The 26,132-nt window shown below is 39.8% G+C and carries 19 protein-coding genes; 8 read left to right on the top strand and 11 right to left on the bottom strand.

The genetic code is table 11. The features are described 5' to 3' along the window. Positions 1-14: 14 nt before the first annotated feature. Entirely contained in the window at positions 15-668 is a 654-nt protein-coding gene (gene phoU / locus ACT170_RS03235; protein ID WP_021146873.1) for a phosphate signaling complex protein PhoU, read from the top strand. 133 nt (positions 669-801) lie between these two features. Continuing rightward, complete coding sequence (locus tag ACT170_RS03230; protein WP_048790302.1) at positions 802-3,342, top strand: M1 family metallopeptidase; 2,541 nt, start codon at positions 802-804, stop codon at positions 3,340-3,342. Between the two features lie 162 nt (positions 3,343-3,504). Here the strand turns inward: ACT170_RS03230 and xerS are convergent, their stop codons facing one another. Both xerS and ACT170_RS03220 read right to left on the bottom strand, forming a co-directional pair. Next, positions 3,505-4,575: a tyrosine recombinase XerS gene (xerS, locus tag ACT170_RS03225; RefSeq protein WP_048790303.1), complete on the bottom strand. Its 1,071-nt coding sequence runs from the start codon at positions 4,573-4,575 to the stop codon at positions 3,505-3,507. Between the two features lie 285 nt (positions 4,576-4,860). Further along, positions 4,861-5,850 carry a lipoate--protein ligase gene (locus tag ACT170_RS03220; RefSeq protein WP_048675812.1) on the bottom strand — a complete coding sequence of 330 codons (990 nt, stop codon included), beginning with the start codon at positions 5,848-5,850 and terminating at the stop codon, positions 4,861-4,863. Positions 5,851-5,958: 108 nt separating this feature from the next. Between ACT170_RS03220 and ACT170_RS03215 the strand changes: the two genes are divergently transcribed. After that, the gene (locus ACT170_RS03215; protein WP_229103920.1) at positions 5,959-7,098 is read left to right on the top strand and encodes a hypothetical protein; all 1,140 of its coding nucleotides are present in this window, start codon (positions 5,959-5,961) and stop codon (positions 7,096-7,098) included. Between the two features lie 111 nt (positions 7,099-7,209). Here the strand turns inward: ACT170_RS03215 and glgP are convergent, their stop codons facing one another. The 3 genes from glgP to ACT170_RS03200 form a co-directional block, all read right to left on the bottom strand. Further along, positions 7,210-9,471 carry a glycogen/starch/alpha-glucan family phosphorylase gene (glgP, locus tag ACT170_RS03210; protein ID WP_022496654.1) on the bottom strand — a complete coding sequence of 754 codons (2,262 nt, stop codon included), beginning with the start codon at positions 9,469-9,471 and terminating at the stop codon, positions 7,210-7,212. A 1-nt stretch (position 9,472) separates the two neighbouring features. Beyond that, the gene (malQ, locus tag ACT170_RS03205) at positions 9,473-10,972 is read right to left on the bottom strand and encodes a 4-alpha-glucanotransferase (RefSeq protein WP_410533026.1); all 1,500 of its coding nucleotides are present in this window, start codon (positions 10,970-10,972) and stop codon (positions 9,473-9,475) included. A 254-nt stretch (positions 10,973-11,226) separates the two neighbouring features. Continuing rightward, a complete protein-coding gene (locus tag ACT170_RS03200; protein ID WP_002885097.1) occupies positions 11,227-12,231 on the bottom strand; it encodes a LacI family DNA-binding transcriptional regulator in 1,005 nt (334 codons plus the stop codon). 180 nt (positions 12,232-12,411) lie between these two features. Between ACT170_RS03200 and ACT170_RS03195 the strand changes: the two genes are divergently transcribed. The 5 genes from ACT170_RS03195 (at position 12,412) to ACT170_RS03175 (ending at position 17,347) form a co-directional block, all read left to right on the top strand. Beyond that, on the top strand, positions 12,412-13,659 hold the full coding sequence (locus ACT170_RS03195) for an extracellular solute-binding protein (RefSeq protein WP_002884898.1): 1,248 nt from the start codon (positions 12,412-12,414) through the stop codon (positions 13,657-13,659). An 89-nt stretch (positions 13,660-13,748) separates the two neighbouring features. Then, positions 13,749-15,107 (top strand): carbohydrate ABC transporter permease, encoded by a 1,359-nt coding sequence (locus ACT170_RS03190; RefSeq protein ID WP_444818021.1) that lies wholly within the window; start codon positions 13,749-13,751, stop codon positions 15,105-15,107. Continuing rightward, complete coding sequence (locus ACT170_RS03185) at positions 15,107-15,943, top strand: sugar ABC transporter permease (RefSeq protein WP_004182537.1); 837 nt, start codon at positions 15,107-15,109, stop codon at positions 15,941-15,943. The genes ACT170_RS03190 and ACT170_RS03185 overlap by 1 nt, the downstream gene beginning before the upstream one ends. 15 nt (positions 15,944-15,958) lie before the next feature. Beyond that, positions 15,959-17,095 (top strand): ABC transporter ATP-binding protein, encoded by a 1,137-nt coding sequence (locus tag ACT170_RS03180; RefSeq protein WP_002884983.1) that lies wholly within the window; start codon positions 15,959-15,961, stop codon positions 17,093-17,095. 159 nt (positions 17,096-17,254) lie between these two features. Next, a complete protein-coding gene (locus tag ACT170_RS03175; protein ID WP_004182539.1) occupies positions 17,255-17,347 on the top strand; it encodes a type I toxin-antitoxin system Fst family toxin in 93 nt (30 codons plus the stop codon). 146 nt (positions 17,348-17,493) lie between these two features. Here the strand turns inward: ACT170_RS03175 and ACT170_RS03170 are convergent, their stop codons facing one another. From ACT170_RS03170 to ACT170_RS03145, 6 genes are all read right to left on the bottom strand, one after another. Further along, positions 17,494-17,682 carry a twin-arginine translocase TatA/TatE family subunit gene (locus tag ACT170_RS03170; protein ID WP_002884867.1) on the bottom strand — a complete coding sequence of 63 codons (189 nt, stop codon included), beginning with the start codon at positions 17,680-17,682 and terminating at the stop codon, positions 17,494-17,496. A 15-nt stretch (positions 17,683-17,697) separates the two neighbouring features. After that, positions 17,698-18,423, bottom strand: a complete 726-nt coding sequence (gene tatC, locus ACT170_RS03165; protein WP_444818020.1) for a twin-arginine translocase subunit TatC — start codon at positions 18,421-18,423, stop codon at positions 17,698-17,700. Continuing rightward, entirely contained in the window at positions 18,410-20,095 is a 1,686-nt protein-coding gene (locus ACT170_RS03160; RefSeq protein WP_444818019.1) for an FTR1 family iron permease, read from the bottom strand. The genes tatC and ACT170_RS03160 overlap by 14 nt, the downstream gene beginning before the upstream one ends. Continuing rightward, the gene (gene efeB / locus ACT170_RS03155; protein ID WP_444818018.1) at positions 20,073-21,278 is read right to left on the bottom strand and encodes an iron uptake transporter deferrochelatase/peroxidase subunit; all 1,206 of its coding nucleotides are present in this window, start codon (positions 21,276-21,278) and stop codon (positions 20,073-20,075) included. Before efeB ends, ACT170_RS03160 begins: the two co-directional genes overlap by 23 nt. A gap of 5 nt (positions 21,279-21,283) precedes the next feature. Further along, on the bottom strand, positions 21,284-22,156 hold the full coding sequence (gene efeO / locus ACT170_RS03150; protein WP_064524466.1) for an iron uptake system protein EfeO: 873 nt from the start codon (positions 22,154-22,156) through the stop codon (positions 21,284-21,286). A 250-nt stretch (positions 22,157-22,406) separates the two neighbouring features. Beyond that, positions 22,407-26,120: a pullulanase gene (locus ACT170_RS03145; protein WP_444818017.1), complete on the bottom strand. Its 3,714-nt coding sequence runs from the start codon at positions 26,118-26,120 to the stop codon at positions 22,407-22,409. Positions 26,121-26,132 lie beyond the last annotated feature (12 nt).

Raw genomic sequence — 26,132 nt, 5'->3', positions numbered from 1 at the left:
CTAAAACAATTATGATGTTACGAACACCCTTCGAAGAAGAATTAGAAAAACTCCACAACCAATTTTACGCTATGGGTACAGAGGTTGCAGCTCAGCTTAAGAAAGCTGTACGTGCCTTTATCAGCCATGATCGTGATTTGGCTAAGGAAGTCATTGAAAATGACGAAATCGTCAATAACTACGAAACCAAACTTGAGAAAAAATCGCTTGAAATTATCGCTCTTCAGCAACCTGTATCAAGTGATTTGCGAACAGTTATCACAGCGCTCAAAGCATCTAGTGACGTTGAACGCATGGGTGACCATGCCGTTGCTATTGCTCAAGCAACTATCCGCATTAAAGGTGAGGAACGCCTAACTGAAATTGAAGCTGAAATCAAGAAAATGGGGAAAGCAGTTCGCCACATGGTCGAAGATGCTCTAGATGTTTACTTGAACAGTGACGAAAAACGCGCTTATGAAATCGCAGCTTCAGATGAAATCATTGATAACTATTTCCGTGATATTCAAGCCATGACAGTAGAAGGTGTCCGCAAGAATCCAGATGCCGCCTTCGCTGCCAAAGAGTATTTCCAAGTCCTTATGTATTTGGAACGTATTGGTGACTATGCCCGCAATCTCTGTGAGTGGGTTGTCTACCTCAAGTCTGGGAAAATCATAGAACTGTAGGCAAAGCTTCCAATCTATGTTATAATGGGTATGTATTGAATAATTCAGACCCTTTTCTTTTGCAAAAGAGTCTGATATCGAAACATATGTCAGTCTGTTTCGATACGAAAAGTTAGATTAGGAGTATATACGTATGACAGCATCTGTTGCTCGTTTTATCGAAAGTTTCATCCCTGAAAACTACAATCTTTTCTTGGACATTAATCGTTCTGAAAAGACCTTTACAGGGAATGTTGCCATCACAGGTGAAGCCCTTGATAACCATATCTCCCTTCACCAAAAAGACCTTACCATTAGTTCCGTTCTCTTGGATAATGAATCATTGAACTTCCAAATGGATGATGCTAACGAAGCCTTCCATATTGAACTTCCAGAGACCGGTGTTTTGACGCTTGTCATTGAATTCTCTGGTCGTATTACAGATAATATGACAGGGATTTACCCATCATATTACACCTACAATGGTGAGAAGAAAGAGATTATTTCAACGCAGTTTGAATCTCATTTTGCGCGTGAAGCCTTCCCATCTGTTGATGAACCAGAAGCCAAAGCTACTTTTGATTTCTCATTGAAATTTGATGCTGAAGAAGGCGATATCGCTTTGTCAAACATGCCTGAAATCAATAGCCATTTGCGTGAAGAAACTGGGGTTTGGACATTTGAGACAACCCCTCGTATGTCAACATACCTCCTTGCCTTTGGTTTTGGAGCTCTTCAAGGTAAGACAGCGAAAACGCAAAACGGAACTGAAGTTGGTGTCTTCGCTACAGTTGCACAAGCTGAAAACAGCGTTGACTTTGCCCTTGATATTGCCGTTCGTGTCATTGATTTCTACGAAGACTACTTCCAAGTCAAATATCCTATCCCATTGTCATACCATCTGGCTCTTCCTGACTTCTCAGCAGGTGCCATGGAAAACTGGGGACTTGTTACCTATCGTGAAGTTTACCTACTAGTAGACGAAAATAGCTCAGCTGCAAGTCGTCAACAAGTAGCTCTCGTGGTTGCCCACGAATTGGCTCACCAATGGTTCGGTAACCTTGTAACGATGAAATGGTGGGATGATCTCTGGCTTAACGAGAGCTTTGCCAATATGATGGAGTATGTTTCAGTAGATGCCATTGAACCTAGCTGGAACATCTTTGAAGATTTCCAAACAACTGGTGTGCCTCATGCCCTCCAGCGTGATGCTACAGATGGTGTTCAGTCAGTCCACATGGAAGTTAATCACCCAGATGAGATTAATACCCTCTTTGATAGTGCTATCGTTTATGCTAAGGGTAGCCGTCTCATGCATATGCTTCGCCGTTGGTTAGGCGATGAAGCCTTTGCCAAAGGACTTAAAGCTTACTTCGAAAAACACCAGTACAACAACACTATTGGACGTGACCTCTGGAATGCACTCTCTGATGCTTCTGGTAAAGATGTCTCTAGTTTCATGGATACTTGGTTGGAGCAACCAGGTTACCCTGTTGTTAGTGCAGAAGTTGTTGATGACACTCTTATTCTTAGTCAAAAACAATTCTTCATTGGTGAACATGAAGATAAAGGGCGTCTTTGGGAAATTCCATTGAACACAAATTGGAAAGGACTCCCAGACACACTCTCAGAAGAGCGTATTGAGATTCCAAATTATAGCCAGCTTGCTGCTGAAAATAAAGGAGCTCTTCGCCTTAATACAGCAAATACGGCACATTACATCACAGACTACCAAGGACAACTCTTGGACCAACTCTTAGAGGAATTTGCTAACCTTGATACGGTAAGTAAACTTCAAATCTTACAAGAACGTCGTCTTCTTGCTGAAAGTGGCCGTATCTCCTACGCAAGCCTAGTGGCTCTTCTTGATCTTGTCGAAAAAGAAGAAAGCTTCTTGATTGCACAAGCTAAGTCTCAAATTCTAGCTGGTTTGAAACGCTTTATTGATGAAGACACAGAAGCAGAAGTGCATTACAATGCCTTGGTACGCCGTCAATTCCAAAACGACTTTGAACGCCTTGGTTTCGATGCCAAAGATGGTGAGTCTGATGAAGATGAAATGGTTCGCCAAACAGCCCTCAGCTACTTGATCCAAGCAGACTATCAACCAGCGGTCCTAGCAGCTGTAAGTGTTTTCCAAGCTCATAAAGAAAACATCGAAAGCATCCCAGCAAGTGTCCGTGGACTCGTTCTCATTAATCAAATGAAACAAGAAAACAGTCTTACTCTTGTTGAAGATTATGTCAATGCTTACGTAGCAACAAACGATAGTAACTTCCGTCGTCAATTGACTCAAGCAGTTTCATATCTTAAAAACCAAGAAGGCCTCGACTACGTGCTAGGTCAGCTTAAAGACAAACATGTTGTTAAACCTCAAGACTTGTATCTCTGGTATATGAACTTCCTCAACAAATCATTTGCTCAAGAAAGCGTTTGGAACTGGGCAAAAGATAATTGGGATTGGATTAAGGCAGCTCTTGGTGGCGATATGAGCTTTGATAGCTTTGTTAATATCCCAGCAGGAATCTTTAAAACACAAGAACGTCTTGATCAATATATTGCATTCTTTGAGCCACAAACGAGTGATAAAGCCCTGGAACGTAATATCTTGATGGGAATTAAGACCATTGCTGCTCGAGTAAACTTGATTAAAAAAGAAAAAGCAGCTGTCGAATCTGCTCTTAAAGATTATTAATAAGAAAAAAACAAGCTTTCCATGAAGGAGAGTTTGTTTTTGTGTACGATATTTTACATAAATATAGTTATGTATTTAAAAGAATAAGAAAAGGTTTTGGCATAATTAAATTTATGTAAACTAAAAACAACCACTCCAAATAGGAATGGTTGGGATAGCCAATTATAAATTGTCTAGAGCATTTTTTTGTTCATCATTAACAATATGCGTATATAGATCAGTAACCTGAGTGGAAGCATGGCCAAGTTGATGACTCACTAAAACTTGAGACTTGGTAGCATCATAAAGTCGTGTTGCCAGAGTATGTCGAAGCTTGTGAGGAGTCACACGTATCTTGAAATCCTGAGAATATTTGGCAACCATCTTTTCGATACTCGAAGCATCAATACGGTTGGGAACCCCTCGATATTCCGTTAAAAAGAGAGCAACATCTTGCTTTTCAGCCTTATAGCGTTTATCACGTATACTGAGATAAGTTTCAAGATAAGGTTTTGCAAAACTTGCTACATTAACTGAGTCTCGTTTGCCACCTTTTCGAGTAACATCAATGACCATCATTTTTAGATTGATATCTTTAAGGTCTAAATTAACAGCCTCGGAAAGTCGAACACCTGAAGCCAGCAGCAGGGCAATGATAGCCAAATCACGTTCTTTATTCTTATAAAACGAAGATTTTGCGCGATTTGAGAGCTTGACTTCGTATTCATTTTCTACATAATCAAGAAATTCCATGGTTTCATCGCCAAGAAAGAGTTTCTGTTTGATATTCTCAGCACGTGCAGCCAAGGTTTCTTTCTTTTTCTTAGTCGAAACTTTTTTCATGACGTTTCGATAGAAATATGGCTCACCGTCAGGACCCTCGACCTCCTCGGTTAAATACTTATAGAGACTAGATAGAGCTGAAAGTGTACGATTAATGGTCGTTTGAGAGACACCCTGTTTCTTTGAATAGGTATTCAAAGATGGACGTTCACGTAGATAAAGCACAAATGACTCCATATCTTTTTTAGTTAGATTTTCCAAGGTTTTGATGTCAATTGAGGCAATATCATCAGCATCTGAAATACCTGAGTCAATCAACCAGTCAAAAAAGCGTTTATATTCCTTAAGGTATTCGTATAAGGTTGTAAAAGAATACGGTACCGAAAGTTTAGACTGATAATACTCCAAGACAAACCAGGGCATAAGAGCTTTGTATTCTTCAATTTTTTCGAGCAAGAGTTCACGTTTCATTTGTTTTTTCTCCAATGTTACTTAATAGAAGTATATCATACCCTTATTTTTCTTTCAAGAAAATTACAGTTTTTCGGAAAGATGTTATAAGCTGTTTTTCACTTAAAGGCTTTACAGGTTTAATGTCCGAATATATAAAAACCACACTAAATCAATCCTAAACCAACTTTTGAAAATATCTTTATCGTTCTTTGATTTTTAAAAATCTTTATAACGTATTATTTACTTATAGAATTTTTCCCAAGAAAAAACAACCTGGAGTTTTCCAGATTGTTCAAACAATGATTAAGCTACGATAGCTTTTGCAACCTCCTCAGTTGTCATACGTGAGAAATAATGTGTTGTGTCAATGGTTTTAAGTTTAGCCAAGACATCTTCGTACTCGTAAGGTACACCGACCAGCAACTCTTCAATATCAGATACATCCCCGATACCAAAGAAATCTCCGTAAATCTTAACAGATTTAATAATTGAATTCTCAACATTGGCGTAAGTTGAGATCTTACCAGCTGGGTAACGAACGTTACGCTCTACTGTGTATTCTGGTGATTGACCGTATGTCCAGTCCCAAGTATTGAATTGCTTCTCATAAGACTCTTGGATTTTAGCTAATTCATCCTCAGAAAGGACGTATTCAGTCATATCAGGGTAAAATTCCTTCATTTTTTCCAAGATCTTATCTGAGAATTCATTTACAGTGATTTTTTCTGGCAATTCGTCTACGATGTTTGTCACACGAGCACGTACAGATTTAACACCTTTTGATTCAATTTTGTCTTTGCTGACTTTGAGGGCTTGGCCAAGAACTGACATATCAACGTCAAAGAGCAAGCAACCATGGTGCATCATACGACCTTTATAGTATGCTTGAGCATTTCCACAGAACTTTTTACCATCGATTTCAAGGTCATTACGGCCAGTAAACTCAGCCTTAACTCCCAAATCAGCAAGTGTTGCGATTACAGGTTGAGAGAAAGTCTTAAAGTCAAATGCCCCTTCATCTGCCTTATTAGAGATGATAGTATAGTTGAGGTTATTCAAATCGTGATAAACAGCGCCACCACCAGACAAACGACGAACGACCTTAATACCATGAGCATCTGTATATTCTTTGTTAATCTCTTGAATGGTATTTTGGTGTTTACCAACAATGATAGCTGGACGGTTAATCCAAAGAATGAACAGTTCATCTTCATTCACCAATTCACGAAAGGCATAGGCTTCCAAAGCAATATTATAGGCAGGATCATTTGATGTGTTTACAATATATTTCATGAGGTCTCCTCTTGTAATGTGATACTTATATTATAAAGGAAAACGGTGACAAAGTACACGAAGACGCCTTAGGTATAAGGATTTTCATGATATAATAGTAAAAAATATATGGGGAGTTTTGGAATGATACAAAATCCTAGTAAATTAAGTCTCTTTTTCTCGAGGGTAACCAGTAAAATAAATAAAAAGGTCAAAATAGCATTTGCTCTGCTTCTTTTTGTTGCTCTTGGAATGTTTCTCTATAATGCCTACCAAAGAGCTTATAAGCCTTATCTCTACGATAAAAACAATTACTATTACAAAGCCTATAATTACAGCGTCAAGAAGATAATACCTCGAAGAAAAGTTGTCAAAGATATTGAGATTGAGGTCCTACACTTCGGAAAAGACGATTTCCCTGATAATCTGTCTACATATAAGGTCGGCCATTATATTGATAAAGGAATTGATCCCCGCAGACTTTTATTGCATATCACTTTTACTGATAAGACCAAAATCATTTTACCATTTGGACAGGTGACTTCTACTGAAAACTTTTTCGACCGTTATGAACGCTATTTTGACCGTAAAGTTTTTGAGGTTGGTCCGGGTTTTGATGAAGAATGGTTTTCGAATGCAGAGAATTACAGACAAATGATTCGACGTTTCCCTGGATTACATGATAAAACAATGGATGCCGACTTCGAGTTATATCTAAGGGACTTCCTGTTTATGATAGTTCCTGGCGATACCCTTTATCAAACTGGGGCTGTGAAAGATGGTGTCAGTGAATACCACTTTCAGTTGAAAAACCCTAAATCAGGAAAAATGCAAAGCTATATTATCTACGGAAATGAAGGAGACATCCCACTCTGGGATTGGCAGGCTCCCTTTGTTACCTTTGATAAGGATTTTGCTAACAAAGAAAGAATTCAGGAATTCTTCGATGACTACGAAATTAGAGAGTATGGAAATTATTGGAATGGCATCTACCATATACAATTCCCTCACTTAAATTCATTTAGAGGTGACAGGTACAACTTTTATAAAATGGCCTTTTACTCAGATGAATTTACAAATTTCCCGCTAAGCCTTGATCTAACAGGTAAGAGCGAGGATTTTAAGATTACCATTACAGATTCTTACTTACAAGAAGAATCCAGAAATGCAAAAAATGAAATCCATTATCTAAAATACTCAACATCTAAAACTTATGATTCATCAAATAAAGAAGCCTATATGAATGATATACTGAATTATCACTCATAGGTAACATAACATTATTTATGTAAATACAGCTAATTTATCTATTGGCTGTTTTTTTCATACAAAAAAACAAGACCATTTCTGATCTTGTTTTCCTTCTATGCAACTAGAATATTATTTTGTGTGCCAGATGTCTTTGTCATACTGTTCGATTGTACGGTCAGATGAGAAGAATCCTGCTTCAGCAATGTTGTAAACAACTTTTTTGTTCCATGCATCTTGATCTTCGTAAGCTGCGTATACTTCTTCTTTCTTGTCGATGTATTCAGCCAAGTCAATCAACGTCATGAACCAGTCTTTAGAGATAAGTTCTTTGTGGAGACGTTCCAAGCGTTCTTTATCTCCAACTTTAACGAGGTCTTCGCTTACGATAAAGTCAACAGCTGCTTTGATGTTAGCATCTTTTTCGTAGTAATCACGTGGTACATAACCTTCTTTTTCATAAAGGTCGATGATTGTATCAGAATCTTTACCAAATGTGAAGATGTTTTCTGGTCCTACCAATTCAGCAATCTCAACGTTGGCACCGTCCATTGTACCAAGTGTAAGGGCACCGTTAAGCATGAATTTCATGTTACCTGTACCTGAAGCTTCTTTAGAAGCCAATGAGATTTGTTCTGAGATATCTGTTGCTGGGATGAGGTGTTCAGCAACTGTTACGTTGTAGTTTTCAACCAAGTGAACGTTGAGGTATTTGCTTACTTCTGGATCATTGTTGATGAGTTCAGAAAGTGACAAGATCAAGTGGATGATGTCTTGAGCAATAACGTAGGCAGGAGCTGCTTTACCACCAAAGATGATAGTGATTTTACGTTTTGGAAGGTTTCCTTTTTTGATTTCCAAGTATTTGTGGATGACATACAAAGCGTTCATTTGTTGACGTTTGTATTCGTGGAAACGTTTGATTTGTGTATCAACGATTGAGTTTTCATCAAGCTCAATACCTTTGTTGGCTTTAAGATAACGTTTAAGTGACAACTTGTTATCATATTTGATTTCAGCCAAACGTTTGTGAACTGCTGGATCATCAGCAAAGGCAGCTAATTTTTCCAATTGAGTTGCATCAGTAAGGTAACCATCACCAATCAATTCTTTGATGTAGTCAGCAAGTTCTTGGTTTGAGAATTCCAACCAACGACGGAATGTAATACCGTTTGTTTTGTTGTTGAAGCGTTCTGGGTAAAGGTCGTAGAATGGTTTCAACTCAGAAGCTTTAAGGATTTCTGTGTGAAGTGCTGCTACACCGTTAACGCTTGTAGAGAAGTGGATGTCCATGTGAGCCATGTGAACACGGTTGTGTTCGTCAATGATTTGAACACGTGGATCTTCGTATTTTTCACGAATGATAGCATCCAATTTCTTGATGATAACAACAAGGTGTGGAACGACTTCTTCAAGGTAGTCAAGAGGCCATTTTTCAAGGGCTTCAGCCAAGATAGTGTGGTTTGTGTAACCAACCATTTTGCTTACGATAGCTACTGCTTCATCAAATTCAAATCCATGTTTTTCTGTCAAAAGACGGATCAATTCTGGAATTACCATTGATGGGTGAGTATCGTTGATTTGTACATAAGCGTAATCTGGAAGGTCGTGAAGGTTAGAACCACGTTCGATAGCTTCGTCAATCAAAAGTTGAGCAGCGTTTGATACCATGAAGTATTGTTGGTAAATACGCAAGAGCTCACCTTTACGAGTTGAGTCGTCTGGGTAAAGGAAAAGTGTCAAGTTCTTTTGGATTTCGTCTTGATCAAAAGTGATTCCTTTTTCAATCAAATCGTAATCCAAACCGTTGATATCGAAGAGGTTAAGGTAGTTCTTAGTTTCTTTCTTGTAACCCAAGATATCCAAGCGGTCCAAACGTGATTTCAATGTGAAGTTTTTGAATGGAACATCATAAGAGATATCAGTTGGTACCAACCATGATTGATCTTCAATCCAGTAGTTTGGTTCTGCATCTTGTTTGTTATCTTTGAAGACTTGTTTGAAAAGACCACAGTGGTAGTTAAGCCCAACACCTTCACCGTTGATGCCAAGTGTTGCCATAGAGTCGATGAAACATGAAGCCAAACGACCCAAACCACCGTTACCAAGAGATGGTTCTGGTTCAACGTCTTCAACTTCGCTGATTGATTTACCAGCAGCAGCCAATTCAGCTTTAACATCTTTGTAGATGCCAAGGTTGATCAAGTTGTTAGACAAAAGTTTACCAATCAAGAACTCAGCTGAGATGTAGTAAACTTTACGTTTGCTATCGTTTTTAGGTTTTGGAGCAGCTGCTTCTTTTACGAATTCCAACAAAAGATAGTAGATTTCTTCGTTTGAAAGGTCTTTAAGATTTTTGTTTTTTGCTTCAACATATTGTGTAAATGTAGCCATTTTATTTATTACCTCGATTATATCTTTCTGTAATGTCTGTCAAAAATTCTTTCTTGTCTACAGTGATTTCACCTGGGAGCATACGCCATTTCCAGTTTTCACCAACTGTGTTAGGGAAGTTTGTACGGCTATTTTCAGGTTTATCAAGGATATCCTGCATAGTCGCAATAGCTGTGTTGCTTACTGTAGCAAAGAGTGTGCGAAGAAGAGCACGTGTGATTGGTTCACCTTGACGACGGTTGATGTAAGCATCAGTGTAATCACGTTGCTCTTGCGTCAAGTTGTCGTACCAACCGTTGATGACTTCATTATCATGTGTACCTGTGTAAGCAACTGAATGTTGTGTGTATACGTGAGGAATGTCAATGCTGTTTCCAGTAGTATCGTAGAAACCAAATTGAACAATCTTCATTCCAGGGTAACCACAGTCTGCAAGAAGTTTACGTGTCTTATCATCAATGTTACCAAGATCTTCAGCAATGATGTTAAGGTCACCCAATTCTTCTTTAACAACTTTGAAAAGGTCATAACCAGGTCCAGGAACCCATTCACCATTTTCAGCTGTTTCATCTCCGCCAGGAATTTCCCAGAAATCAGAGAAACCTTTGAAATGGTCAATACGCAAGTAATCATAAAGTTTGAATGATTCTTGAATACGGAATACCCACCAAGAATAGTTTTCAGCTTTATGTTTATCCCAAGCGTAGATTGGGTTACCCCAAAGTTGACCAGTAGCTGAGAAGTTATCTGGTGGAACTCCGGCAATGTAACGTGGTTTACATTCGGCATCTAGTTTGAAGAGGTGTGGTTGAGTCCAAACTTCAACACTATCAGCTGAGATGTAAATTGGCATGTCACCAATGATTTGAATACCATTTTTGTTAGCATAGGCTTTAAGTTCTGCCCATTGGCTAAAGAAGAGGTATTGCACTACTTGGTGGTAAGTGATGACATCAGCAAGTTCTTTGCGAAGTTTTTCAAGAGTTGCCTCATCGCGTTTAACTGCTTTTTTGTCATCCCAATCTTGAAGTGCTTTGTTATCAAAGTGTTCTTTGATAGCCATGAAATCAGCATAATCTGCTAACCAGTTAGCATTTTCAGATTTGAAAGCTTCAAACTTCTTAGCTTCTTTTTTGTCAGCCAAGATTGCTTTTACAGCTTTTTCAAGGATTGGACGACGTGCTTCATAAACTTTAGCATAGTCGATAAACTCTGGATCTGATCCAAAGTCAGCGTCTTTAACATCAGCTTTAGTTAGAAACTTGTCACGAATAAGGAAATCCAAATCGATGAAGTGTGTGTTCCCCGCTACCGCAGAGAATGATTGATAAGGTGAGTCCCCATAACTTGTTGTAGTAAGTGGCAAGATCTGCCAGTATGTTTGTTTTGTTTCTTTCAAGAAATCAACAAAGTCATAGGCTGCTTGACCGAAAGATCCGATCCCGTAGTCACCTGGAAGTGATGTGATGTGCATCAATACACCGCTTGCTCGTTTGTTCATAAAGTTTACCTCAAATTATTTTTTACACTTATGATTATAATGCAAACGTTTGCACAAGTCAAGAATTTTTAGCAAAAAAATAGAAATTTTTTTTATTTTTTCTTGAATATTTGTTCGCAAAACAAACGCTTACAATTTGAGAGAGTGTTTTTAAGCCGAGGCTTCTAGTGAATTCCGGAAAATAGTCATCTTACATAAAATAAAAAAGTAGCCGGCTAATTTACTAACCAACTACTTAGATTCTCCTTAAGATATTATGAATGCGTTAAGACGCTTTCTCTTTCTATAAGTTTAAATGGAATGATGACTTTCTGTGACTTGTTCTTAGTTGACTTAAGGAGTCCCATAAGACTTTGTACACTTTCTTTAGCAAGTTCTTGGATATTAATATCAAAAGTGGTCAAGAACGGATGCATGATTTCTGCAAAAGTAGAATTATTGAAGGAAATGATAGCATAATCTTCAGGTACTCTAATCCCTTGATTGTTTAGCCATTGAATGAGACGAAGGGCGATAAGGTCATCCTTGACAATCAAAGCTGTCGGAGAAAATCTATCTAATTCCTTCTTTAGCTTATCGATTGTTTTAGATGAAAATACAAGTTCAGGTAAGATTTCTAATTCTAGTTCATCTGCTGCTTCTTTATAACCTCGATAACGTTCCTGTCCTACTTGACCAAAAAGGTCATCCGTAATAAAACCTATTTTTTTATGACCATGAGATGATAAATAAGTCACTGCTTCCTTACCTAAGGCCTTATTGTCATTATCGATGTAGGTAACCTTATCTTTTGTATCACCTGCAGCTCCAATGACGACAAAAGGAACTTTTTCTTTTAGGAGATAGGATTTAACAGGATCATTCTTCTCAGAGTAGAGAATAATGAAACCATCAGCTCGTTTTTGGCGATGCATGAGTTCGACTTGTTTAACCAATTCATCCAAACTAGCACCTGTGGCAATACTGACGACCTGAGAATTGCGACTTGCTTCTTCATTGATAGCCGTTAGAATTTCCATATAGAAGGGTTGACTGATATTTTCTCTATTCGCCAAAGGAGGAAGAATCACACCTAAACTATGAGTTAAGCCAGTTGCCAACATCTGAGCTGCAAGATTGGGGACATAACCTAATTCATCCATAGCCGCCCGCACCTTGTTTTTTGTTTCTTCAGAAATGGCTGGATTATCTTTTAAGGTCCTACTAACCGTTGAAGGACTTACTCCTGCTTTTTGGGCAACATCCTTAATTGTAGCCATTATTTTCCTCTCATTCTCATAAATATTTATAGTCGTAAAATACAAGAACAATTATAACCGAAACAATTTAGTTTTGCAATCGTTTGCACAAAGTTAAAAATTTTTTTATAAAATACTTGACAGATTGTGGAAACGGTTGCATAATGGTTATCGTAAACTAAATTTCTGGAGGAAATAGAAATGAAAAAATGGCAAAAGGTATTACTTGGTAGTGCTGGACTTCTCGTGGCTGGGTCGCTCTTGGTGGCTTGTGGGTCAAACTCAAGCAAGAGCTCAAGTTCAGATAGCAAGACTTTGAAACTTTGGGTACCAACTGGTGCTAAGAAATCTTACTCAGATACAGTAGCACAGTTTGAAAAGAAATCTGGTTACAAAGTTGATATGGTTGAAATGGAAGATCCAAATGCTCAAGAAAACTTGACTAAGGATGCTTCTACTGCTGCAGATGTCTTCTCACTTCCACATGACCAACTCGGTAAATTGGTAGACGCTGGAGCTATCCAAGAAATCCCAGAGCAATACTCAAAAGAAATTGCTGAGCAAGATACTGAACAAGCTGCTGTAGGTGCTCAATACAAAGGTAAAACTTACGCCTTCCCATACGGTATCGAAACTCAAGTTACATACTACAACAAATCTAAACTTAATGAAGAAGATGTAAAATCATATGAAACAATCACTTCTAAAGCTAAATTTGGTAGCAACTTGAAAGAAGTTAACGCTTATGTAACTGCTCCTCTCTTCCTTTCAGTTGGTGACACACTCTTTGGTCCTAACGGTGAAGATGTGAAAGGTACTAACTGGGGTAACGAAGCTGGTGTGAACGTTCTTAAATTCATCGCAGCTCAAAAAGACAATAAAGGATTTGTTAATGTCGATTCAGCTAACATGATGGCTAAATTCGAAGATGGTTCTGTTGATGCTTTCCAATCAGGACCATGGGACTACGCTGCAGCTGCTAAAGCTGTTGGTAAAGACAATCTTGGTGTTGCTGTTTACCCAACAGTTAATATCGGTGGTCAAGACGTTCAACAAAAAGCCTTCATGGGTGTTAAACTTTACGCAGTTAACCAAACACCATCTAAAGGTAACGCAGAACGTATCGCTGCTTCTTACCAATTGGCACAAGCTTTGACAAGCAAAGACAGTCAAAATAACCAATTCACTAATGAAGACCGTCACATCATCCCAGCTAACAAAGAAGTTCAAGCTTCTGAAGCTGTTCAAAAGGATGCACTTGCACAAGCTGTAATTACTATGGGTTCATCTGATCAGTACACAACTGTTATGCCTAAACTTAGTCAAATGTCAGTCTTCTGGACTGAAAGTGCTGCTCTTATGAGTGATGCATATAACGGTAAAATCAAGGAAGACCAATTCCTTACTAAATTACAACAATTTGATAAAGATTTGGCAGCAGCTAAATAAGAATCCTAACTATGAGAAGGTAAAGAGGCAGGTCAGGTTCCTAGCCTCTTTATCTATCACTAATTAAACATTTATCTGAGGAGATATCTATGTCACAAACAATCTACGACACAACTCCTATGCGCCAGGTCTTCAAAGAAGGTACATGGGATGTCAAATTATCCTTTCTGGTAATGGGATTTGCAAACTTGGTCAACAAACAGTTCACCAAGGGCTTGCTCTTCCTCCTTTCTGAGATTGCCTTCTTAGTAGCCTTCGTTATCCAAATCATCCCTGCACTTAAAGGGATGATTACCCTGGGGACTCAAGAACAGGGTGAAGCTATTAAAGAGGTTAATGGGGTTAAGCTTACTGTTCAGGTCGCTGGAGATAACTCTATGCTCTTGTTGATTTTTGGACTTGCATCATTAATCTTCTGTGCAGTTTTCGCTTATATTTACTGGTGTAATCTTAAGAGTGCTCGTCATCTCATGGCTCTCAAACAGTCTGGACGTAAAGTTCCCAACTTTGTCGAAGACTTCAAGACCTTGGCTGATGGTCGTTTCCACATGGGACTTATGACTGTACCATTGATTGGAGTTTTGCTCTTCACAATCTTGCCTTTGATCTACATGATCTGTTTGGCCTTTACTAACTTTGACCACAATCACCCAGCACCTAAATCACTCTTTGACTGGGTTGGTTTCTCAAGTTTTGGTGAAGTTTTACAAGGTCGTATGGCTGGTACTTTCTTCCCACTTTTGACATGGACCTTGATTTGGGCAGTTGCTGCAACAGCAACAACTTTCTTCTTCGGTATTGTCCTTGCTCTCCTGCTCAACACTAAAGGACTTAAATTCAAGAAAGTTTGGCGTACACTCTTTGTTATCACTATCGCCGTCCCTCAGTTCGTATCCCTTCTTTTGATGCGAAACTTCCTTAACGACCATGGTCCTTTGAATGGTTTGCTTCAAACCTTGCATCTCACTAATGGACCAATTCCATTCTTGACTGACCCTCTCTGGGCTAAGTTCTCTATTATCTTTGTTAATATGTGGATTGGTATTCCGTTCACAATGTTGGTTGCAACTGGTATCATCATGAACTTGCCAACTGAGCAGATTGAAGCAGCTGAAATTGATGGAGCAAGCAAATTCCAAATCTTCAAGAGCATCACTTTCCCACAAATTCTCTTGATCATGGCACCATCGTTGATTCAACAATTCATCGGTAATATCAATAACTTCAACGTTATCTACTTCCTTACTGGTGGTGGACCTACTAACTCTGAATACTATCAAGCGGGTTCAACTGACCTCTTGGTAACTTGGCTCTACAAACTGACTGTTAGCGCTAAAGACTACAACTTGGCATCTGTTATCGGTATCTTGATTTTCGCCATCTCTGCAACATTCAGTCTCTTGGCCTACACAAGATCATCTTCATTCAAGGAAGGGGCTGCTAAATAATGAAACGTAAGAAAAATCTTTACCTAACTGGTACTTATATTCTATTGACAGTTCTAGCTGTCATCTGGTTGATCCCTATTATTTGGATCTTCCTTACAAGTTTCCGTGGTGAAGGAGCTAATGCGGTGCCTTACTTCTTCCCTAAGACTTATACGTTTAATAACTACATTAAACTGTTTACCAGCGATGCTTATCCATTTGGAAAATGGTTCATCAATACCTTCATCGTTGCCACATGTACATGTATCCTCTCAACTTTGATTACCGTAGGGATGGCCTACTCACTTAGCCGTATTAAATTCAAACACAGAAATGGCTTCTTGAAATTGGCACTTGTACTTAACATGTTCCCTGGATTCATGTCAATGATTGCGGTCTACTACATTTTGAAGGCCCTCAATTTGACACAAACCTTGACATCTTTGGTCTTGGTATATTCTGCTGGGGCAGCTCTTGGTTTCTACATTGCGAAAGGTTTCTTTGATACTATACCTTACTCTTTGGATGAATCAGCAATGATTGATGGGGCAACTCGTCTTCAAATCTTCACTAAGATTACCTTGCCACTTTCTAAACCAATCATCGTCTACACTGCCCTCATGGCCTTCATGGGACCTTGGGTAGACTTCATCTTTGCATCTGTTATCCTCGGTGACGTTAAAGATAAATATACGGTTGCCCTTGGACTCTATCAAATGCTTAACCAAGACGCTATCAATGAATGGTTCCTTCCATTTACCGCAGGTGCTATTATCATCGCCATCCCAATCACCCTTCTCTTTATCTTCATGCAGAAATACTATGTTGAAGGTGTAACCGGCGGATCAGTTAAATAATAAAGGATAAATGATATGACAACTCTTAAACTGGATAAAATTTACAAAAAATACCCAAATGCAACTCACTATTCTGTCGAAGATTTCAGTATCGATATCAAAGACAAGGAATTCATCGTTTTCGTAGGTCCTTCAGGATGTGGTAAATCAACAACTCTCCGTATGGTTGCTGGTCTCGAAGAAATCACAGAAGGTAAACTCTATATCGATGGTGAAGTGGTTAATGACAAATCACCAAAAGATCGTGACATTGCCATGGTATTCCAAAACTATGCACTTTACCCTCACATGACTGTTTATGAAAATATGGCCTTTGGTCTTAAACTTCGTAAATATAAAAAAGACGATATCGACAAACGTGTGCGTGAAGCTGCTGCTAGCCTTGGTTTGACTGAGTTCTTAGATCGTAAGCCTGCAGACCTATCTGGTGGTCAACGTCAACGTGTAGCTATGGGACGTGCTATCGTTCGTGATGCTAAAGTCTTCCTTATGGATGAACCTCTCTCAAACTTGGATGCTAAGCTTCGTGTGACCATGCGTGCTGAAATTGCTAAAATTACTCGTAATATTGGTGCAACTACTATCTACGTTACCCACGACCAAACAGAAGCTATGACTCTTGCTGACCGTATCGTTATCATGAGTTCTACTAAAAACCCTGATGGTTCTGGCACTATCGGTCGTATCGAACAAATTGGTACCCCTCAAGAACTTTATAATGAGCCAGCCAATAAATTTGTTGCTGGATTCATCGGAAGTCCTGCTATGAACTTCTTCAATGTTAAGGTTGATGGTAACCGTATCACTAACTCTGAAGGTTTGGATATTGCAATCTCAGAGGGTCAAGCTAAAATCTTGAAAGAAACAGGTTACCAAGGCAAGGAAGTTATCTTTGGTATCCGTCCTGAGGATGTTTCAAGCCGTCCAATTGTTCAAGAAGTTTATCCAGATGCCAATGTAGATGCTGAAGTCGTCGTTTCAGAGCTTCTTGGTGCAGAAACAATGCTTTACCTAAAACTTGGAGAAACTGAGTTTGCTGCCCGTGTCGATGCGCGTGACTTCCATAATCCAGGTGAAAAAGTTAACCTTACTTTCAACGTTGCTAAAGGTCACTTCTTCGACGCTGAAACAGAAAAACGTATCAGTTTGTAAGATAAAAAAATCAGCTCAAAAGGCTGATTTTTTGTTTGGCATGATTAACCTACATTCTAACTAATACTTCCTATCACTCACTAAACATATCTCTTTCAATCTATGATATAATATCCTTTGGCACCTCGACACCGCCTACGAAGGGAGGTGAGTTTGCCTATGATGGATTTACTATTCAAAACTATCATCGGACCTATTGTGGTCGGTGTTATCCTTCGTCTGATCGACAAGTGGTTAAACAAGGATAGATAGTGCTAAAAAAGACCCCGAGCTTATGTGGAAGTTAGCTTGGGGTCTTTTCTTGCCTATGATATAGACTTACTATTCAATACAAGTGTATTATGTCATAAAAGCTTAGAATTGTCAAGAAACTTGAAGATAACCTTTAGATAGAGACCTTAGTCTTTAGTCTTGTCTTCTTCGTCTTTTTTATCATCATCAGTCTTATTTACCGCTGCTTTAAATTCGGCTAGCATTTTACCGATAGATTGACCGAGTTCTGGCAAGCGTTTAGGACCAAAGATGAGGAGGGCTCCTAGGACGATAATAATAAGTCCTGGAGCTCCGATATCACGTAGAATTCCCATGAGATCTCCTTTCTATTAATCTTTATATTTTCTTTGTTTACGTTTATAAATGAGCTTACTAAGAGTTACGCTAACTTCATAGAGTAAGATTAAGGGAGCAGTCATAGCCAAGTCGCTAATAAAGTCTGCTGGTGTCAAAACAACTGCTAAAACCAAGAGAATAAAATAAGCATAGCGTCTATAGCGTGTCAGAAACACTGGTGTTATTATGCCGATAGATGTCAAAAAACTCACAACTACGGGAAGTTCAAAGAGAACAGCCAAAGGCACTGTCGTATGCAGTAAAAAACTAAGGTAGTTTTGTGCTGTAATTTGTGTATCAAAGAGCCCTTCACCTAGTTTTAAAAGCACTTCTAAGATAGCTGGACTCACGAAATAATAACCAAAGGCAAGACCCAATACGAAACAGACAAAAGTTGCTGGAATATAGGCAAAAATGGCACGCGCTTCATTGTCCCTCAAACCAGGTTTCACAAACTGCCAAATCTGGTAGGTAGTAAAAGGCAAGGTGACCGTAAAAGCCATAAGGCTGGCTAAGTTAATGTAAATCCAGAGAATATCGTTAGGTCCTAGAACCAATAAGGGCTTATCAAATCCTCTAGTCAGATAAGCATAGAGCTCTCCGGCAAACAACAGAGTGATACAGAAAACTAGGAAAAAGCAAATCACTACTGCAATAAAACGTCTTCGAAATTCCACCAGATGCTCAACAATGGTCATCTCGTCCTTACTTCTTGCCATGCTGTTTCACCGTTACAAAGGCAATAATAGCAATAAAAATAAGTTGTGGAATTAGGACTTCCCAGCTTGGATAAATACCAGCCCAATCAATGGTTGGGAAACCACTAATCAAATGATTGGACATCATATTAGTCAACTGAAGAGCATGAATGCTGACACCGAGCATCTTGAAGGCCAAGGCATAAATCAACCAAGTCAAAATAAAGAAGATACGATGCGGTTTAATATGGTGACTAGCTTTAGTCATAGCCACAGCAATAATAACAAGAACTGCAATGGCTAAAGCAATACCAATCAAGAAATTAGCTGTCGTGATACGTGGGATAATACCAACATAGAAAAGAATGGTCTCGGCACCTTCACGGAAGACAGCCAAGAAACTAAGGGCAAACATGGATACAAAACTTCCAGTAGCCGTCACTGTCTTCATCTGACGGTCCATAAAGTCATTCCACTGTTTGACTGAAGACTTGCTATGAAGCCAAATACCAATCAAAATCATCATCGCAACTGCAAAGATACCAACGCCACCCTCAATAATTTCACGGTTAGCCCCTGAGGTCACAGCTGGAAAGACAACTTGTAAGATAACAGCTATAAGTGCGCTGGCAAGAACACCAGCAATGGCTCCACCATAAACCCATTTGAGACCCTTACGCATCTTGGCTGCCTTAAGAGTTGTCACAAGGGCCATAACAATGAGGAGGGCTTCGATCCCTTCACGCAAGAGAATCAACATGGCATCAAAGGCATTATAAGAAGCACTGGTATCGATAGCTGATAGGTCTGTAATCAAGGCTTGCAGTTTGTCCTGATAAGCTTTTTCTTTCCCCTTAACCATGATAACCGGTGTTTCACTCTCCACGCGCGTATAGAGGCTTGGGTTAGTCGTGCTCACGTCACCTTCAATGGTTGGCCAGATAGTGATGAACTTCTTCATAGTTGCCGCAGCCGTTTTTTCATCACCTGATTGGAATTGACCGAGAGCTTTTTCCAAGAGCTTAATACCATCTTTTAGGGTTAAACTTGAGCTTGTGCTATCAAGAGGGACGCCCTTGATAAAGTCATCAATCCCACCCTTGAGATCATCATAGGATGACTGGATGCTGGTGAAATCTGTAGGCTCCGTCTCAATGCTGCTGCGCAAAAGTGAAATGGCCGTCTCAATCTTGCCGTAGTAGGCAGTACTATGGTCACGGACAACAGCTTCATTTCGCGTCCAAGCATTATTCAATTCGCCGTAAGTTTTGCGGGTCGCAGTTAGGTCTTTAGCCGTAATGGCATCCTGTAAGTTCTTGAAATAAGGATTGAGACGGGTCTCAAGTTTTTCCTTTTCGGCATCCAAGTCAACAGGATTTTGCTCTTTCTCAAATTTAAGGAGGGCTGACGAGATAGAGGTTAGGTCCTCTTCTGTCACATCACCTTTAATATCAAGAGCCTTGCTGACTTTTTTACCAGCCTTGGAATCGTGATTTTCCTTTGTTTCGAAATCAGTCTTAATCTCACCGACTAATTCCTTAGCTTTTGCTTGATCCTTGTTTTGAACAGCAGTTGTTGCATCTGTGATTTTGATATAGAGATCACTATAGGATTCAGCAGCAACTGGATATGTCAAGAAAAGAGCTAGAAGTCCAAGCAAAACGAGGAGTTTATTCAAAGAGTGCTTGACCAAGGTAGCCTCCTTTCTCCACGCCAGCAAAGCAAGCAAAGAGCCCGCTTCCGATATGAGTGATGTACTCATTCATCTTGTCTACAGCACCAAGGTTGGTCTGTATTTTGACAAAACGGTCTGGATCCTTCTGGTAAGCAATGAAAATCAAGCCTGCATCAAACTGACCAGTTCTCTCATCAATGCCATCAGAATAAGAATAGGAACGACGCAAGATAGGAAGGTCTACTTCTTTAGCCAAACGCACATGCGAATCGACTGGTAGTTTTGAGAGATCTACTTCGTCAAACTCATCTTTCTTACCAAAGGGAGCACCTGATTCCTTATAGCGACCAAAGGTGTTTTCCTGTTCCTGCAAATTGGTACGATCCCAAGTCTCCAAGTGCATCTGTACCAGACGAAGAGCCATATAAGAACCACCCTTCATCCAATCCTTACTATCCGTCCAGACAACCTTGTCGAATTCCTTTTCCGTCGTAACATTGGCAGTACCGTCCTTGAAGCCAAAGAGATTTCGAGGCGTTTCCTTACGGTCTCCAATTGCTGCAAACCCTGATTTGCTCCACTTCATGGTGATTTTATTACGACCTTTACGAATCAGATTGCGGACAGCGTGGAAAGCTACTTGTTCATCGTCCGCACAGGCTTGAATCACGATATCACCACCCGTGTACTTGTCCTGCAACTGCTCCTTTGGAAATGGTGGCAAATCTCGGAAGAGCTTAGGACGTTTGGATTCCAAACCAAGCTTTTTAAGAAAATCAGCCGAAACCCCAAAAGTCAGACTCAGGCGATAGGGATTGAGTCCCACGGTTTCGCCAGTATCACTTGGTGGCAAGAGGGTATTAGAACCATCCTTTTTTACTAGCTCACCTTCTACTAATTTACTACTATAATCTGTCCAGTCTTTAAAAAGCTGGATGACTTCTTTTTTATCGGTTGTATGAAGATCTAGCACCACCAAGTAGCAAGCCTTCTGCATAGGAGTCGTAATCCCAGCCTGGTGCTTGCCAAAGAAGCTAATATCTTCATCACCATCATAAGCCTTTTTACTTGAACTATCCTGATTAGCGAAAAAAGCAGATGCACCAGAAAGACCAAGCGCAAGCCCAGCCCCTCCAATACCTGCTTTTTTAAGAAATTCACGACGGTCCATTTTTTGATCTAAAAATTTTTCGTCAGTCATTTTTCTTATTTCCCTTCTAGGATAACACCCATTTGTGATAATGGTTCACCAAGTTTAGTTACAGCTTCGGCCAATTCCTTAGTATCTGCCTCACTCAAATCTGTATAAGACTTATAGTTTTTCTCATCAGTCATGTGTTTGTCCAAAAGACCATTGACATTCTTGAATTCAGTTTCCAGAGTCTTAACAAGTTTAGCATCTTTCTTCTGAATCAACGGTTTGAAGAGTTCAAAGATTTTTTCCGCTCCCTCAATATTGGCACGGAAGTCGTAAAGATCAGTGTGTGAGAAGACCTCTTCTTCACCTGTAATCTTTTGAGTTGCTACTTCGTTCAGAAGGTCAACAGCACCTGTCAACATGATATCTGGGGTAACTTTAACAGTTGCAATTTTAGCTTTGAGTTCCTTAATATCGTTAACCAATTGATCTACATAGGCAGCTGTACCCTCTGTCGTGTTGTCTTGCCACATGATACGTTCGATACGGTGGAACCCTGACCAACCGTCTTCTGATTTATTTTCGTCCATGTAATCAACCAAACGGTAGTCGATTTTCACGTCAGACTCACCAAAGCTTTCTGCAATCGGCTCTGAACGCTCGTAAGCCATACGAACCAATGGGTATTGTTTCTTAGCTTCTTCAAGATTTCCTGACTTGAGGGTTTCACTGAATCCTTCAGTATCTTTCAAAAGCTGATCAATTTCGCCTTCTACGAAAGTCTTGTAATCACTTGTGGCCTGCTTCAATTGCTTTTGCTCACTGGCTGTGAGTTTTGAGCTAGTTGAACTTGAATGACTTGAATTACCAGATTTGGCACAAGCCGTCAATAAAAGTCCTGATGCCAAAAGAACAACACCAAGTTTGCTAAGTTTTTTCATGAATGTCTCCTATTTTCAAGATAGTGTTCGACATTTGTCGTTATATATGTGAATCGTCGTTTTATCATTAATAAAAAACGAACGATGATAAGTCAATAATGATCTCTCGTATGTAAGAGAACAATATCTAAACTAACAGAAGAAACCAGCACTGTCAACGGTTTTAGGCTATTTAAGAACTATTCTAAAGAGCAGATAAGAATGATTCTAAATAAAAGAAAAACAACAGGAAATAACCTGTTGCTACTTATTATTTTGTACGACGTTTTCGAAGGAATCCTAGACTAAGAATACTTAGCAGACCTGCTACAAAGAGTCCACGATTTGTCTTTTCACCAGTGGATGGCAGTTGTTTATCAGTCTGATGACTAGCTTCAGTCTTAGCCTGACCATTATCACGATTAACAAGTTCAGCATCTCCAACAAGGTCCTCTTTACCTGAAGCCTTGACATTTGTTTTAGTTGCCTCAGTATTTTTACCACCAAATGACCCGGTCTTTTCAGAAGGCTGATCTACTGCCTCAGTTGGTGTTTTAGCATTAGTCAAACGAATAATAGTCGCTGTTAGTGGATCCAAGGTCAAGATGTGATTGTTGATTGCAACACCTGATAACTCACTAATTCCGGATAAATTGACTTGACTGCCATCTGCCAAAACCAGATAGGATAGGCTATTTGTAATCTTGCTCAAATCAAACTGACGAGCCTTGCTATCAGCATTGACATAGACAAGGTAACGGTCTCCATTCGAAGCAATAGTTTGGTATCCCAATACCAAATCTTCTTGAGCGACATTGTCCTGACCAGGAACTGTCAATAGCGTTAGACGTGCATCTACATCTGCTTTTGATTTGAAATTGAAGGCATCTGTCGACTTACGTAAGGCGATCAACCCTTTGGTAAAGGCGCGAGTTTTCGTATTTTCTGGGAATGCCTGACTATCAGTTGCTTTAGTCCAATCAAAATGATTGACAGCATCACTAGAATCATAAGAATCATGGATAAAGTAAGGATAGTCAAATGGATTGCCCTTTTCATCCACTAAGAGATGTGACTTATTCGGCACCTTGTCCTCAGACACAGGATAACGGTAGGCAGGATCACGGAACTGTTTGGTGCGGCCGTATTCCTGACCAGAGTGAATAAATGGTGTTCCCTGAGCAGTCAATACCATGAGGTTTCCTAGACGCAAGCGACGATGAATTTCAGCATTATTCTCAGGCTTGCTTGGATCCTTCTTGATTGATTGGGCAATAATATCAAAAAGGGTCAAATTATCGTGAGCAGCAATATATTGAATCACATCACCTGGAGAATCAGCTTCGAAGTTAGTTGGTTGTGCCTTGATATTGTCAAAGACCTTATTAATATCACGTTTGCCACCTGTGATAAAGGCAGGTGTCCCCTCGTTTGGATAACCTGATTTGAGGGTGTTTCGAATATCGTCTGAAAATACAGCTACGGTATCTGTGTCTTTCATCCAAGACTGATCGGCAGGCTGAACAGGGCTATTTTCATCGCCAGTATAAGTCACCCAGCCCTCACCAAGCATAATGAGGTTTGGATTAAGGGCACGTGCAGCATGATAAGCTTGCTCGATACTTTCAGCATCATGGTCACCCATCATATCAAAACGGAAACCATCCACCTTGTATTCCTTAGTAAGATAAGCAATCGAATCAACCAAGACACGACGACTCATATAGTGAGTCGTGCCTAGACGCCCCCCTCCAAAACTCGAACGAGGAGTGCCATCAGCATCCATAAAGTGATAATAATTTGGCTCAAGGTCTTCAAAAATAGCTGTCTTAGCTGTATGATTATAGACCACATCCAAGATAACGCCCATACCGTGGGCATGAATAGCAGCAACTAAATTCTTGAATTCTTCGATACGTTTAGCTGGTTCACTTGGGTTTTCAGAATACATTCCCGTCAAAGAGAAATAGTTTTGTGGATCATAGCCCCAGTTGTAGTTACTATCGCTTGAAGCATAGGCATCCAAACGCTTGCCATTTTGCAATTCATTAACAAAATAGTAGCTCAATACTGGCAAAAGCTGAATATGGGTAACCCCAAGGTCTTTAAGATAATCCAAACGCTCCGCAAAGGCTGCAAAAGTACCAAACTGGTGCTTCAATTCAGCTGAGATAGCCTTGTCAGAGGTGAAATCACGGACATGAGCCTCATAAATGATAGCATCTTCACGAGACTTAAAGTTAGGAATCTTAGCGTAGTCAAGATCTTTTGGTCCATAATTAGCAGGATCTACAAAGGCAGCCTTGGCAATCTTGTGTTCAGGACCCTTGCTAGCATCGTCACTATTCCAAGCAGCCAGAGATTTCGCATAAGGATCAAGAACAATTACTGACTGATCTCCACGTTTAATGCGGTATTGATAGAAATAGCCTGTTAAGTTTTCAAGGCCAAAATCAGTCGCATGTAGGTCAGCTTGCCAAGTACCTCGAGGGCCTTTGCTTAGAGCGTGTTCAGCAAGTACCTTGTCTTGATTATTCTTATCATAGACAATGATGTCTACTTGATCAGCACTTGGTGACCAAAGTGTCACATGTGCCTTAGTACCATTTTCTTCTAGTCGAGCACCCAATTCGCCATCGTAACTGTAGAGGGCATCCTTTAATTGCCAGCTCTCAGATGTTTTAAAACTATCACTGCCTAAAGTGACCTTGTAAGGTAGATTTTCTGCAGCAAAATCACCTGTTAAAGTAGCTTTTTTAAGTTTAGCATCCAAGTCAAGCTGTTTAAGAGTGACACTGTTACCATCCTTATCCGTCACCTTAAGTTCTTTGAGAATATCTTCAGATGAGACCTCGTCTAAGTTGGTAAAGCTAAGTTCGATTTTGCTTGGACTAAGCTGCTGAGCCCCAGTCAAACGCACATCCTTGACAAAGTAAGGGTTGGTGTAGACTGTCGGATCAGTATCTCGTACGAAAAGCTGACGAGATTTTTTCAAGTCACTAAATTTATAATCATTTGCCTGAATTTTCACATCATCTCCTGTTTTGCTCTCATCTAAGAGTAAAAATCCTATCGATTTTGCGGCTTGTGTTAGTGGAATATCTAAGTAGGCACCATACTTACCATTCGGTTGGAAATTGACACCATCAGGCCAATTGCTTGGAGCATCCTTAACGTCACCCCAATACCAGACAGACTTATTGCTATAGTCACCATCCGTACGGAAATAATTGATACGAACGTGGTCTTGAGGGATAGGTTGATAGCTGTAAACTTGGAAATCCTTGTCAATCCAGGCCTCATTCATTTGAGGGCTAAGAATTTCGACTGCTTTATCCCCTGAAAGGTTCGTTCCAGCAGCATTATTAATCAAGAAGCTAAGTTTTTTAGGTGCTGAAGACAACTTCACATCTAAATAGACACCATAATCATCCTGTTTGGCTTCAGCAAATGAGGTTGCCCCTGTCGGCCAGGCCCCCTTCTGAGATGATGGTGTCTCAACATCATCCCAAGTCCAAAGACCAAGAGACGACTTGTCTTGACTTGGCAACTCTTGGAAATGCAAGCGAATAGTCCCCTCAGCAATAGGATCCTCAGATGCATTCGTAAGAGCTTGACTATTATTAGTACTTACTGTTTTTGGCGTGTTTTCGCTAGTTTCAGTTAGCTTGGTAGTCTCAGTAGGGCCAGTATTTCCTTCTGGAAGAGAAACTGGCTCATTTACCTTGGAAACAGAGGTATTCTCAGCTGTTACAGGAGCTGTTGGCGTTTCAGTTACTAGTCCACTGGTAGTAAGACTAGAATCAGCTGGTTCTACCTGTGTGCTTGATTCGGTCGTTGATACTGCTTCATCTGCCTTGACGACTTGAACAGCAGAAAAGCTCAAAAAAATAGCTCCAATGGTTACAGAAGCCAAACCTAACTTGTACTTGCGAAGGCTATAACGAAGGATTTTTCCATCATTAGCTTGAGTATTTCTTTTCATAGAAACTCCTTT

This window comes from Streptococcus sp. cx1 (genome assembly GCF_052384325.1).
Classification (GTDB): domain Bacteria; phylum Bacillota; class Bacilli; order Lactobacillales; family Streptococcaceae; genus Streptococcus; species Streptococcus salivarius_G.
Note: the sequence above shows the minus strand (reverse complement) of the source record. Positions and strands in the feature narration are given on the sequence as shown.

Excerpts from the sequence above, each read along its gene's own strand:
- phoU (WP_021146873.1), top strand. The coding sequence starts at position 15 with ATGTTACGAACACCCTTCGAAGAAGAATTAGAAAAACTCCACAACCAA.
- ACT170_RS03230 (WP_048790302.1), top strand. The coding sequence starts at position 802 with ATGACAGCATCTGTTGCTCGTTTTATCGAAAGTTTCATCCCTGAAAAC.
- xerS (WP_048790303.1), bottom strand. The coding sequence starts at position 4,575 with ATGAAACGTGAACTCTTGCTCGAAAAAATTGAAGAATACAAAGCTCTT.
- ACT170_RS03220 (WP_048675812.1), bottom strand. The coding sequence starts at position 5,850 with ATGAAATATATTGTAAACACATCAAATGATCCTGCCTATAATATTGCT.
- ACT170_RS03215 (WP_229103920.1), top strand. The coding sequence starts at position 5,959 with ATGGGGAGTTTTGGAATGATACAAAATCCTAGTAAATTAAGTCTCTTT.
- glgP (WP_022496654.1), bottom strand. The coding sequence starts at position 9,471 with ATGGCTACATTTACACAATATGTTGAAGCAAAAAACAAAAATCTTAAA.
- malQ (WP_410533026.1), bottom strand. The coding sequence starts at position 10,972 with ATGAACAAACGAGCAAGCGGTGTATTGATGCACATCACATCACTTCCA.
- ACT170_RS03200 (WP_002885097.1), bottom strand. The coding sequence starts at position 12,231 with ATGGCTACAATTAAGGATGTTGCCCAAAAAGCAGGAGTAAGTCCTTCA.
- ACT170_RS03195 (WP_002884898.1), top strand. The coding sequence starts at position 12,412 with ATGAAAAAATGGCAAAAGGTATTACTTGGTAGTGCTGGACTTCTCGTG.
- ACT170_RS03190 (WP_444818021.1), top strand. The coding sequence starts at position 13,749 with ATGTCACAAACAATCTACGACACAACTCCTATGCGCCAGGTCTTCAAA.
- ACT170_RS03185 (WP_004182537.1), top strand. The coding sequence starts at position 15,107 with ATGAAACGTAAGAAAAATCTTTACCTAACTGGTACTTATATTCTATTG.
- ACT170_RS03180 (WP_002884983.1), top strand. The coding sequence starts at position 15,959 with ATGACAACTCTTAAACTGGATAAAATTTACAAAAAATACCCAAATGCA.
- ACT170_RS03175 (WP_004182539.1), top strand. The coding sequence starts at position 17,255 with ATGATGGATTTACTATTCAAAACTATCATCGGACCTATTGTGGTCGGT.
- ACT170_RS03170 (WP_002884867.1), bottom strand. The coding sequence starts at position 17,682 with ATGGGAATTCTACGTGATATCGGAGCTCCAGGACTTATTATTATCGTC.
- tatC (WP_444818020.1), bottom strand. The coding sequence starts at position 18,423 with ATGGCAAGAAGTAAGGACGAGATGACCATTGTTGAGCATCTGGTGGAA.
- efeB (WP_444818018.1), bottom strand. The coding sequence starts at position 21,278 with ATGACTGACGAAAAATTTTTAGATCAAAAAATGGACCGTCGTGAATTT.
- efeO (WP_064524466.1), bottom strand. The coding sequence starts at position 22,156 with ATGAAAAAACTTAGCAAACTTGGTGTTGTTCTTTTGGCATCAGGACTT.
- ACT170_RS03145 (WP_444818017.1), bottom strand. The coding sequence starts at position 26,120 with ATGAAAAGAAATACTCAAGCTAATGATGGAAAAATCCTTCGTTATAGC.